This window comes from Ruegeria sp. G5 (assembly GCF_056533365.1).
This window is the reverse complement of record NZ_JBQFOK010000003.1, coordinates 333629-345124: the sequence shown is the minus strand read 5'-3', so window position 1 is coordinate 345124 and position 11496 is coordinate 333629. Positions and strand designations below refer to the sequence as shown.

10 protein-coding genes are annotated in these 11496 nt (G+C 56.7%); all 10 read right to left on the bottom strand.

What is annotated here, in order from left to right; all coding sequences use genetic code 11:
- Positions 1-121: 121 nt before the first annotated feature.
- Positions 122-1138 carry a sugar ABC transporter substrate-binding protein gene (locus tag ACR0BD_RS07505; protein WP_480697040.1) on the bottom strand — a complete coding sequence of 339 codons (1017 nt, stop codon included), beginning with the start codon at positions 1136-1138 and terminating at the stop codon, positions 122-124.
- A 356-nt stretch (positions 1139-1494) separates the two neighbouring features.
- Positions 1495-1779, bottom strand: a complete 285-nt coding sequence (locus ACR0BD_RS07500) for a putative quinol monooxygenase (protein ID WP_480829740.1) — start codon at positions 1777-1779, stop codon at positions 1495-1497.
- 3 nt (positions 1780-1782) lie between these two features.
- Complete coding sequence (locus ACR0BD_RS07495; protein ID WP_480829739.1) at positions 1783-3396, bottom strand: GMC family oxidoreductase; 1614 nt, start codon at positions 3394-3396, stop codon at positions 1783-1785.
- 19 nt (positions 3397-3415) lie between these two features.
- Entirely contained in the window at positions 3416-4426 is a 1011-nt protein-coding gene (locus ACR0BD_RS07490) for a zinc-binding alcohol dehydrogenase family protein (RefSeq protein ID WP_480829738.1), read from the bottom strand.
- A 5-nt stretch (positions 4427-4431) separates the two neighbouring features.
- Positions 4432-5943: an FGGY-family carbohydrate kinase gene (locus ACR0BD_RS07485; protein ID WP_480829737.1), complete on the bottom strand. Its 1512-nt coding sequence runs from the start codon at positions 5941-5943 to the stop codon at positions 4432-4434.
- Positions 5936-6778: a class I fructose-bisphosphate aldolase gene (locus ACR0BD_RS07480; protein WP_480655102.1), complete on the bottom strand. Its 843-nt coding sequence runs from the start codon at positions 6776-6778 to the stop codon at positions 5936-5938. The genes ACR0BD_RS07485 and ACR0BD_RS07480 overlap by 8 nt, the downstream gene beginning before the upstream one ends.
- Positions 6769-8493, bottom strand: a complete 1725-nt coding sequence (locus ACR0BD_RS07475; RefSeq protein WP_480829736.1) for a glycerol-3-phosphate dehydrogenase/oxidase — start codon at positions 8491-8493, stop codon at positions 6769-6771. Before ACR0BD_RS07475 ends, ACR0BD_RS07480 begins: the two co-directional genes overlap by 10 nt.
- 31 nt (positions 8494-8524) lie before the next feature.
- Entirely contained in the window at positions 8525-9520 is a 996-nt protein-coding gene (locus ACR0BD_RS07470; protein ID WP_480829734.1) for an aldo/keto reductase, read from the bottom strand.
- Positions 9510-10490 (bottom strand): sugar-binding transcriptional regulator, encoded by a 981-nt coding sequence (locus ACR0BD_RS07465; RefSeq protein WP_480829733.1) that lies wholly within the window; start codon positions 10488-10490, stop codon positions 9510-9512. The genes ACR0BD_RS07470 and ACR0BD_RS07465 overlap by 11 nt, the downstream gene beginning before the upstream one ends.
- Positions 10490-11485 (bottom strand): ABC transporter permease, encoded by a 996-nt coding sequence (locus ACR0BD_RS07460; RefSeq protein ID WP_480697024.1) that lies wholly within the window; start codon positions 11483-11485, stop codon positions 10490-10492. Before ACR0BD_RS07460 ends, ACR0BD_RS07465 begins: the two co-directional genes overlap by 1 nt.
- Between the last annotated feature and the right edge of the window lie 11 nt (positions 11486-11496).

Sequence of the window (11496 nt, the reverse complement as noted above, 5' to 3'; positions counted from 1 at the left end):
CCAACACCGAAGCGCCCAGCAAACCAGAGGCTTCGGCATTGTCGTTTGTTGCGAATGTGGTCTGCGGGTCAGGACAGGCACAGCCGCCTAACCCGCATCTAGGACCTATTCAGCGTTGGTGTCAGCCGCCGAACTGATCTTTCAGCCACTGCTCGGCTTCATCCTTGGGCATCGTCCAGTAGGACACAGTGTAAGCCTTGTAAAAGAACTCCTCCGCTGTGTCAGACGTCCGTTCAACTTTGCCATCCAGCACGTCCATGATCAGATCAATCCGGCCTTGCGCAGTTTCCACCGGTGGCAATCCCATCGAAACCTTGAGGCTGGAATTTGGATCGTACACCTGCTCGAACTCGACCGAGTCAAAGTCGACGCTGGCGACGATTTCCGTAAGCGGTTTCCCGTTGTCGAATTTACCACGTCCCAGCTGAGCCAGGCCTGCCATGGTTCCGACAGTCAGGTTGGACGCTTCGGAATAGATCAGGTTCACTTCGGGTCGCTGCGTCAGCAAATCAACGATGATCTGCTTTGCCGCTTCCTGACCTTTGCTGGAATCCAGCGCGCCCAGGTTTTCCGCATCTGGGTCAACTGACAGAACACCTTCGGCAAACGGCGCAGTCCGGCCAGAGTTTACTTCGGTGTGGTTCGGCCATCCCAGCTGGACCATCACGATCGGCTTGTCAGGATGCGCGTCTTTCCACGCCTTCGCCATTTGCGCGCCCATCTCGAACGAAACAGCAGCCTCGTCGCTGCGCGCCGTTGGAATACCGGTGTCGGTAATTGGGCTGAAGAACGATGTCATTACGATGTCGTCAGCCAACGCATCTTCGACACCTGGCGTCGCAGCCTCGGCATCCCAGATGTGCAGCGTAGCGGCGTCGAAGCCACCTGCCGAGATTTGGTCGACATTCTGCGTCATGACAGCAGAATCCGCCTGACCGTCAAACACCACCACTTCGGCACCGTATTTTTCCTTGGCGTAACGTTCAGCCTCAGCCGCCTGAGACTGGTGAAACACGTTCGACAAGTCGGACACAAAGAACGCGATCCGCTTGCCGTCTTCGGCAAAAGCCGCTGCACCGCCCACAACTGTCAGAGTGGTCGCCAACAGGCTTGCCTTTAGTAAATTCCTCCGCTGCATTTTTCTCTCTTTCCCTTTTCGTTTCCTCCAGAGTGCGGCTGATCCGGTCAGATTCTGTCCGGGCCGCAATCCCAGCATCTGACCCCTCCAGGATCAAAACTGAAATTTATTGCAGTAGTTGTTATTATTATCAATCAGACCTTCGCCGTCAACTTTTTTGACCACTTTTTGCTTAAAAAAATTCGAGTGCGGCTGAGAAGCTAAAATCACATAATTATTTGTTTTTATTGATTTATATATGCCCTCAAAACTAACCAACATATATCCTGCGTTATCACGTTAATCCAAGGCAGCAAGACGGCTCTCTGGTAGTCCCTTGCGCACCGTATCCAGCGGAAATCGCGAATCTCAAATTGTTAGAGTTTTGCCAATTTCTCTACGGTGATTCTGGTGCTCTGCGTGACCTGTTCCTTAAAACGCGACATGTGCGGCATGTGTTTATGGGCCTCAAAAGCAGCACTGTCCGACCAAACTTCATGGCACAGGAATTCGGGTTTTTCTGCACCGGAAATAAACACATCATAGATGATGTTTCCGGCTTCCTGGCGGCTGGCTGCCGCCAGTTCTTCGATCGCCAACCGGACAGGTTCGGCATCTTCAGCATCTGCAATGATACGAGCTAATATGACGATTTCACTCATTGATCATCGCCCGTGACGGATCATATCCGCCGCTTTTTCTGCGATCATCACGACCGGAGACGCCGTGTTCCCGGATACGATTTTCGGCATAACCGATGCGTCCACGATCCGAAGGCCCGACAAACCATGAACTTTTAAATCTGTGCCAACGACCGCAGCAGCATCGGAACCCATCTTGCACGTCCCGACGGGATGAAAAATCGTTGTCGCGATATCGCCGACGCCTTTCACTAGGTCTTCGTCTGAACTCATCACCGGGCCCGGCAGGATTTCTTCGGGTTCATAAGGTTTCAATGCATTCGCGGTCATGATCTGACGCGCCTGCCGAACTGACGAGACCGCAACCCGTTTGTCATTTTCGGTAGACAAATAATTCAACCGGATATCCGGTTGTTGCGCTTTGTCTGCAGTTTGTATGTGGCACGTCCCAATGCTTTCGGGACGCAAGTTGCACACGGAAACCGTGATCGCCGGGAACGGGTGCAGCGGATCACCCAACTTATCCGTAGAAAGTGGCTGAACATGATATTCGAGATCTGGCGTTTCAAGATCAGGGTTGGACTTGGTAAACATGCCAAACTGACTGGGGGCCATGGACATAGGCCCCGATTGCGTGAGCCCGTATTGCAACGCAATCTTGGCCTTCCCGACCATTGAGTTCGCCATCGTGTTCAGCGTTTTGGCATTTTTGACTTTGAACACAGTACGGATTTGCAGATGGTCTTGCAGGTTCTCACCCACGCCTTCCATTTCGTGCCGAACGTCGATCCCATTTTCCGTCAAAACATCCCCACGGCCTACACCTGACAGTTCCAGAATCTTAGGCGAGTTTATTGCGCCAGCCGCCAGAATAACTTCGGCACTCGCGTGCGCGTCGTGTTGGGTGCCCTTATGCGAAAAGCGCACGCCTGTGACCTGCTTGCCGTCGAACAAAAGTGTTTCAGTCTCGGCATGCGTCAGAACGCGAAGGTTTTTGCGCTTCATTGCAGGACGCAAAAACCCTTTGGCCGTATTCCACCGGACACCGTTGCGCTGGTTCACTTCGAAAAAACCGGTGCCTTCATTGCTTCCGTCATTGAAATCGGATCGGGGCATTATCCCGAATTCTTTCGCGCCTTCTTGGACGGCTTTCAAAATGTCCCATTCTAGCCTTTGCTTGGAAACCTTCCATTCGCCGCCATGCCCGTGAAGATCGGACTTTCCTGCATGGTGGTCTTCGGATTTCAGGAAGTACGGCAATACATCATCCCAACCCCACCCGGTATTGCCCAGTTGCCGCCAGTGGTCATAGTCGGCCGCCTGACCACGCATGTAGATCATGCCATTGACCGACGTGCAGCCACCCAAAACCTTACCCCGAGGGTATACAAGAGAACGACCATTCAGCCCTGGCTCGGATGCAGTTTTCATCATCCAATCGGTGCGTGGGTTACCGATACAGTAGAGATACCCAACCGGGATATGCACCCAGTGGTAATTGTCAGACCCTCCGGCCTCGAGCAACAGAACCCGGTTTTTTGGGTTCTCGCTCAGCCGGTTGGCCAGCACACACCCCGCAGTGCCCGCACCGACGATGATGTAATCGTAGTCTCCGTCAAATTTTTGCGCGTCTGTCATGGGGTCTTGTTCTTTCAATTTAGTATTCAACGACCAGCTTACCGATCATTTTACCCGTTTCGATGATTGCATGGGCTTGCTTTAAAGTGTCAGCGGAAAGTCCACGCAGTATTTTTTGCTCGGTCGTCCGAACAATTCCATCATCCACCAGTCGTGCCACACGGTCCAGTATCTGTCCCTGTCGCGCCATGTCTCGGGTTTGAAACAAGGGGCGCGTAAACATCAACTCCCACATAAGGGCCGCCGATTTCCCCTGAAGCGCGGAAATGTCCAGCCGCTCGGACGTTTCGACAATGGTACCGATGCGCCCTTGTGGTGCAATCAACTCAACCATTGCGTCCCAATGCAGCGCTGTGTCGGCGTATTGAGCGATGAACTCGACGTATTCGAAACCCTGCGCCCGCGTCTCTGCAACCAGTTCACGGTGATTGACCACCCGATGTGCGCCCATTTGTTGGCACCACGCCACCGTTTCCCGGCGTGATGCAGTAGCGATCAGGTTCAATCCGGTGAGTTTACGCGCCAATTGCAGCGTAATCGATCCAACGCCTCCGGCGCCTCCGATAACCAAAAGGCTGGTTGATGCATCCGCGTCAGACACCTGCAGACGGTCAAACAGCATCTCCCACGCGGTCAAAGAAACCAGAGGCAACGAAGCTGCTGCCGCGGGGGGTACTGTTTTTGGCGCGCGCGATACGATCCGGTAGTCTACGGCCTGCAACTCGGCATAAGATCCGGGGCGGCTCGCATCACCTGCGTACCACACTCTGTCACCCGGTTTGAAACCTGCAACATCGGCCCCCATGTCACGCACGACTCCGACAGCGTCATAACCCAGTATGAATGGATCGGAGTGATCCTGATTGGCGGCCGTTCGGATGCGCTGTTTCGCATCGGCGGGGTTGACCGAGATTGCTTCAATCTCGACCAACAAGTCAGCCGCCCTCGGCGTCGGATCTGGCAAATCGACGTCAAGCAGGCTGTCTGCAGCAGTAATCGGGAGCGATTTCAGGAAACCGACGGCCTTCATACCGGTTACCCTTCGGACATCTTTGGCGCGCTGTCCCAGAACCCGCGCATCGCCTCGATCAAAGCCAAATAGCGTTCGTAGCGCGCGTCATAGTGTGCTTTGAGCGACGTGTCTGGCACAAACTCGGATTTTTGCCGGGTCATTTGGGCAATCGCCTCTTCGTAGGACGCGTAGGCGCCCACTGCGACTGTCACACCGATAGCCGCACCCAACGCCCCGGTCTCCTGAGCTTCGGCGACGGACATCGGGACGCCAAGGCAATCCGCAAACATCTGAGGCCAAACCGGGCTTCGTGATCCGCCACCTGACAGCACGGCCCGATCAAATTCGACACCGGCAGATTTGAGGACTTCGATGTGGCGACGGTGCTCGAACATAGCACCTTCGAACAAAGCGCGCAGCATATGCGGCTCACCATGCCAGCCTGCCAACCCATAGAAACCGCCGCGGAACGACGCCCCCTGCCCCGATCCATAGAGGAATGGGTGGAAAAACGGGTCATCCAGCGCAGGTACGACTTGCGCGACCTTCGCGTTACAAAACCCGAACGGGTCATCATGATGCGCGCCGCGCTCTACAAACTCGCGGACATACCACTCGAGATTGGCCGCCGATGTCGCGCTGGACTCAATATTGACGAAACGGTCTTTGCCGAAACCGGACACCATGAAAAGGTTATCATTAACGGCGGGCGTTTGAGAAAAGACCTGATTGATGCTCCACGTTCCAACGATAATCGACGCTTCACCTGCGCGTACAACACCGGATCCCATCGCGCTTGAGATGACATCAAAATATCCGCCGATGACGGGTGTCCCTTCTTTTAGCCCCGTGGCAGCCGCAGCGGTTGCGTCGACGGTTCCTGCAATTTCCGCAGGGTCGATCAAACGCGGCAACAGATCGCCAGCATCGGCCAGACCATAGTGTTCTAGCAGCACATCGCTGTAGGTACAGCCCGGCATTTGCGTCAGACCACAGCCGGACATGTCCGAGACTTCGCTGACTTTTTCGCCTGTCAGTTTGTACGTGATGAAATCCTTGCACAGCAGGACTGTTCCGGTTCGGGCATAGACTTCCGGCCGGTTACGCTTGATCCACGCCAGCAGAACCGGAGTTTGCGAAGGCCACGGTTTTTGCAGACACAGCGCATGAAGCTCTGTTCCAGCAGCATTCGAAAGCTCCTCAGCAAGATCCGCTGCACGGGTATCGAGGGATTGTATCCCCACAAGTGGCTCGCCCGCTTTGTCCAACAGGTACAAACCGTTGCCGTGGCCTGCACAACCCACCCCGATGATCTCAGCAGGGTCGATGCCAGCTTGTTTGATACATCCACCGATAACGTGTCTTGCGTTCGACCACAGCTCGTTCAGGTCACGTTCGACATGACCGGGCTGTGGGGTCGAAGATTGGCCATCCAGCGCCTGCATTGCGACAGGCCGCCCTTGCAGATCGAAGAGCACGGCCTTTATGACCGTGTTCCCCGCATCCAGACCGAGGATATAACCTGTCTTAGCCACGGTTGTAGATATCCCACGCTTCTTCGCCGCTCGCACCATTGTGGATCATCGCCATCAATGCTGCCACAACGGCTTTGGGATTATCATGCTGGTAAATGTTGCGGCCATAGACCATCCCTTGCGCACCCTGCGCCATCAAAGCAGCGGATTTCATCAGCACGTTTTTCAGGTCTTCTTTGCCACCACCTCGTACCAGGACCGGCACGCGCGCAGCTTCGATCACGCGGTGAAAGTCTTCGGGGTTTTCGGTAGGGTCGGCTTTGATGATATCAGCTCCCATTTCCGAGGCCAGGCGCACCAGCGTCACGATCTTTTCGGCGTTGCCATCCACCTGATAGCCACCGCGCACATCATTAGGCAGCATGACCAGCGGCTCGATCATCAGCGGCATGCCGTATTTGTGGCAAGCTGCGCGCACTTTGCTGATGTTTTCGACGCATTGGCGGAACAGCTCGGGCTCATCAGGCAGCATGAAGAGGTTCACCACAACGGCGGCGGCATCCATCTCAAGCGCACCGATGATCGGCTCGTCGGCGTTTTGCAGCATCGACCACATGACCCGGTGACGCTGATCGTTATAGGGGTTGCCCATGTCGATCCGCATCACCAGCGCAGGCTTGTCCTTTTCAGGCCGCGATTGCAGCAGGTCGGCCTGACCATAAGCGCACTGAATCGCGTCCGGTTTGGCCCCGATCAGCGTGTCCATGACGCCAGCCATATCCTCAAGCCCGACCATGAAGCTGGGCTCATTGCAGACACCGTGGTCAATCGCCACGTCCAGACAGCCCCCATTGGTAAACATCCGGTTCATCCGGGCCTTGGTGCTTACACGCATTCTGTTCTCCGTTCCTTGTTTCGTGCGGTCAGAGCCTCGGCGGTAACGCCATAGAACTCGGACAATTCGTAAATAAGTGCTTGTTTCTGTTCATTGATCTCTTGCGGACCAAGATCACGTTCGCGGGCAAAAATATCGGCAAGGTTTGCCAGCAGCGCGTCCGAGATTTGCCCTGTGATGGCCAGCGCGGTCCGGCGCAGCACGATATCGGACAGGGTCTCGACATATTCGGTGCGCATCAGCCAGATGATTTCAGCCTGTGTATAAGCGGACTCCACTGACAAGGGCATGTCATCCCGAACCGACTGGCAAAACTGAGCCACATCATCCGCTTGAGTTCCATAGTGATCCATCAGGTGATGCGCGCGCTCGGGTGCGATGCGAAAATCCGCAATCAGACGGCTTTTCAAAGACTCAGGATCGTCAGGGAACTGAACCCCACCGCCGATGGGTAACCCAAGGGTCGAAGTCCGCCGCGTCTTGTCCAACTCGGCCAGTACCTGATCTGCGGTTTGTTCGCCAAAGGCGCGGAACGTGGTCCATTTGCCGCCGACCATACAGAATTGCGGCACGTCCCCATCCAGCCGCCGCGTATCGTGACCGCGCGAGATGCGTCCGGTGAAATCCTGATCGCTGCGCGGCAGCGGGCGGATGCCGCTATAGCTGAACACTACATGATCCGGGGAAATCTCGACCCCCGGAAACACCAGGCGCAATGAACCAAGGATATAGTCAAACTCCTCAGGCTCACACCGCACCCGCGCGGCTTTTTCAACGCGGATATCGGTCGATCCGGCCAACACCCTGCCCTGATAGGGAAAGACAATGCAGACCCGCCCGTCGGTGTTTTCGAAATAGACCATGTGACCGCCAAGCGCTTGGAGCAGCACCGGGTTGTCAATAATCAGGTGTGATCCCTTGGTGCCCGAAACCATCCGTTCATTAACCCGGCCACCCAGCCCGTTGACCGTGTCGTCGAGCCATGCTCCGGTCGCGTTAACGATCACTTTGGGTGTCACTGCCACAGAGGCACCGCTGCGCCGGTCGGTGACGGTATAACTGTCCCCATCCCGCGTCATTTCCGCATAGTTCAGCGCGATGCAGTCCGGGGCTTCGGCCGCGACATCGCGGATCATCTCGATGCACAGCCGCTCCGGGTGGGTGATCTGAGCATCATAGTACACCGCAGACCGTGTGGCCTTTGGGGTCAAGGCAGGCCAGTCTTTGCGGGTGCGACCGGCGCTGTTGAAATGATGCTTGGGCAGGATGCGCCTCTTGCGCGTTACCCAATCGTAAAGCGAAAGGCCTAGTTTGATCGGCACCGCCCCCCGGCTGGAGGGCTTTCCCTGCCAACCCACAAAGCTCGCCGCCGCGTTCAAAATGCCCGAAAACACAGAGGTGATTGGAATGACCGTTGGCAAGGGCCGCACCATATGGGGCGCGTTCAGCAACAAGGCATCGCGTTCCTGAAGAGATTCCCGCACCAGATCGAACTCACCATTTTCTAGGTAGCGAAGACCACCATGGATCATCCGCGACGGCGCAGCACTACAGCCCGAGGCAAAGTCGTTCCGTTCGACCAGCAGCACCCGAAGCCCCTGCAAGGCAAGCTCGCGGTAGACACCAATGCCGTTGACACCCCCGCCGACAACCACCACGTCAAACGCGGCGTTCTTGCGCAGATTTGTCAGGTTTTGTTGTCGTTGTTCTGACATGGTGGTCCTGTTTCTAGCGGGGGTTCAGGGCTTAGCTGTCCAAATCGCTCAGATGCGCGCGGGCCTGGGTGTCAATTTCAGCAATCTCGGCCTCGGTCAGACGCAACTGACCGGCCTTTGCGTTCTCGACCGCCTGCGCTGCATCCCGCGCGCCACAGAGCGAGAAGGTGATCCCCGGCTGCTGCACCGTCCACGCGATGACCGTCTGCGCCAGCGTCGCGCCATGCGCCTCGGCAATGGGGACGATGGTCTGCATCAGATCCGCCACTTTCTGCCGGTTCGCCATGGAGAACCGTGGATTGTCCTTACGCTGATCATCGCCCGTGAACTCTCGATCCGGCCCGATCTTGCCGCTGAGCAGCCCCAAGGCCAGCGAGGAGTAGCTGAGGACCGACACGCCATTCTCACGACAAACGGGCAGAAGCGTGCCTTCGATGTCGCGTTTGACCATCGAGTATTCTTCCTGAATCGCATCCAGCTGACCGGCAGCCACATAGGCTTTGACCTCATCGGCCGAGGTATTGCTGGCCCCGATCGACCGGATCTTGCCCTGCTGTTTCAGGGTCTCTAGCGCCTCCATCGTCTCGGGGATGGGGGTGGTCGGGTCCTGCCAGTGGGTGATGTAGTGGTCGATATAGTCGGTACCCAGACGGGTCAGGCTTTGTTCGACCTCATAGATGATCGCGTCCTTGCCCAGATAGCGATGCACCGGCTTGCCGTCATAGTCGAAGAAATGGTTACCCTTCTGCGTATGCCAGACCAACCCGCATTTGGTGGCCAGAACCACCTGATCGCGGCGGCCTTTCAGCGCCTTGCCCACAATGACTTCGGCCACGCCCTGCCCATAGGCGGGGGCCGTGTCGATCAGTGTCACGCCCGCATCGACCGACGCTTGAATCGCAGCGATGGACTTGGCCTCATCGGTGCCGCCCCACATCCAGCCGCCGATGGCCCAGGTGCCCAGCCCGATGACCGAGGCTTCGATCCCGGACGTTCCGATTTCGCGTGTCAGCATCTCATGCGACATCTCGTGTTCCTTCCATTTCCTGTATGACTGCGGTCGCTGTATCCTCGTCCAGGATCAGCGAATTGAGAAATTTTCCGTTCAAAACGGCCTTGATCGGCAAGACCTTTTGCGCCCCGGCACTAACTCCGATGACCCGCGTGCATTGCGCCAGATCGGGCGGCGCGACGGAAACCAACCGGGAATTGAGCGCATAGTTAGACACGGAACCGTCGATATGGATCAAGTGAGCAAGAAACTCTCCGATCACTCCCATGCCTGTCAGCATCTTGCGGTCGGCCTCGGGCACCGGATGCAGGTCATAATAGCTGGAGCCTTCGGGCTCGATCGACCCGATACCCACCAGCGCCACGTTTGCGCGGCGGGCGAGGTCCAAAACCTCGCGGATCGAAGAGACCTGTTCCAACATGTCGCGCTGATCGCGGCTTTCGGCGAATAGGGGCGCGTGCAGCAGCATAGTTTTACCGTCCAACCGCTCGGCCATCTGCGTCGCCAAATGGTTCACGTCTGTATAGTACTTGCCCTGAATGCCGCCCGTCAGCGGCACCACCGTCACATCAAAAGCCCGCTCGGCCTCTAACGCCTCCACCGTGGCACTGACTGCCTTACCCCCTGTGATCGCGATGACATCCCCATCGCGTAGTGTTTCCAGCAGGTGGTTTGCGGCCGCGCGACCGACTTGCTGCAGGGTTGTCTCGGCACTCCCCGAAACCGATGGTGTCACGATGGCCTCGGACAGGCTGGTCGTTTGGGTCAAGCCGCGCTCGATATCCATCAGCGTTTCGAACGGGCTTTCGATGTCGATCTTGACCATGCCCATCTTGCGGCCCTGCGTGATCAGGCGATTGACCTTGGAATTCGACAAGTTCAAGTCGCGTGCGATCTCAGCCTGTTTCTTGCCCTCAAGGTAGTGCAGGACCAGAACGGTATGGATTTGCCGGATCAGTTCAAAGTCTTTCTTCTTATCGACCATCACCCGCGCCTTTTGTTCAGGTAATGGTCGATGGTCACCGCCGCCAACAGGATCGAGCCGCGGATGATGTCCTGCCAGTAGACCGACACGTCAAGCAGAGCCAATGAGCTGGAGACCAGTGACAACAGAATCACGCCCAAAATTGCCCCAAGGATCGAGCCCGAGCCGCCATTCAGGCTGGCCCCGCCGATCACGGCAGCGGCGATGATGGTCAGCTCCAAACCCAGTCCAAAGGTCGGTTGCGCCGAACCAAACCGGGCCATGTAGATGATGCCTGCGATGCCGCATAGCGTCGAACACAGAGTAGTGGTCAGGAAAATCACCTTCTTTGTGCGAATACCGGAATAGGCGGCGGCCTTTTCGTTGCTGCCGGTATAGAACACTTTGCGGAACATGGTCGTGCGCCGCAGCATGAAGTCAAAGGCGATCACAAAGACAAGAAAGATGACGATCACGATCGGGATCGGCCCGATGGTGCCCTGCCCGATGAATTTGAACTCGGGCGGCAGGGTGTAGAGGCCCAAAGGACGTCCCCCGGTGAACAGCAGGCACGCGCCACGCGCAATCACCATGATCGCGAGTGATACGATGAAATGGTGCAACCCCACCTTGGTCACGAAGAACCCCATGAAGGCCCCGATCCCCGTACACAGGGCAATCGCCATGGCCGAGGCCACCCATGGGTCAATCCCGCTGAGGAACAGCCACCCAGCGATCACCATCGCCAGCGCCGTGACCGACCCGACCGACAGGTCGATCCCACCCGAGATCAGCAGGATCGTCATCCCGATCACCAGCAGGCCATCCACCGCAAAGGCCATCGACATGGCGCGCATATTGGCCCAGGTCAGGAAATAGGGCGAAGCGAAGGACATGATCAGGAACAGCGCCAGAATGATAACAATCAGCCCGGTTTCCCGCATCCGCAAGAGGCGTCTCAGAAACGGTGTACTGTCGGTCGTACCTGCTTGGGCCAGGTTCACGGTATTGTCCATTTTCGTCTCTC

What these genes read in the sequence shown, in the direction of transcription:
- ACR0BD_RS07505 (WP_480697040.1), bottom strand. Translation starts at nt 1,138, where the DNA reads ATGCAGCGGAGGAATTTACTAAAGGCAAGCCTGTTGGCGACCACTCTG.
- ACR0BD_RS07500 (WP_480829740.1), bottom strand. Translation starts at nt 1,779, where the DNA reads ATGAGTGAAATCGTCATATTAGCTCGTATCATTGCAGATGCTGAAGAT.
- ACR0BD_RS07495 (WP_480829739.1), bottom strand. Translation starts at nt 3,396, where the DNA reads ATGACAGACGCGCAAAAATTTGACGGAGACTACGATTACATCATCGTC.
- ACR0BD_RS07490 (WP_480829738.1), bottom strand. Translation starts at nt 4,426, where the DNA reads ATGAAGGCCGTCGGTTTCCTGAAATCGCTCCCGATTACTGCTGCAGAC.
- ACR0BD_RS07480 (WP_480655102.1), bottom strand. Translation starts at nt 6,778, where the DNA reads ATGCGTGTAAGCACCAAGGCCCGGATGAACCGGATGTTTACCAATGGG.
- ACR0BD_RS07475 (WP_480829736.1), bottom strand. Translation starts at nt 8,493, where the DNA reads ATGTCAGAACAACGACAACAAAACCTGACAAATCTGCGCAAGAACGCC.
- ACR0BD_RS07470 (WP_480829734.1), bottom strand. Translation starts at nt 9,520, where the DNA reads ATGTCGCATGAGATGCTGACACGCGAAATCGGAACGTCCGGGATCGAA.
- ACR0BD_RS07465 (WP_480829733.1), bottom strand. Translation starts at nt 10,490, where the DNA reads ATGGTCGATAAGAAGAAAGACTTTGAACTGATCCGGCAAATCCATACC.
- ACR0BD_RS07460 (WP_480697024.1), bottom strand. Translation starts at nt 11,485, where the DNA reads ATGGACAATACCGTGAACCTGGCCCAAGCAGGTACGACCGACAGTACA.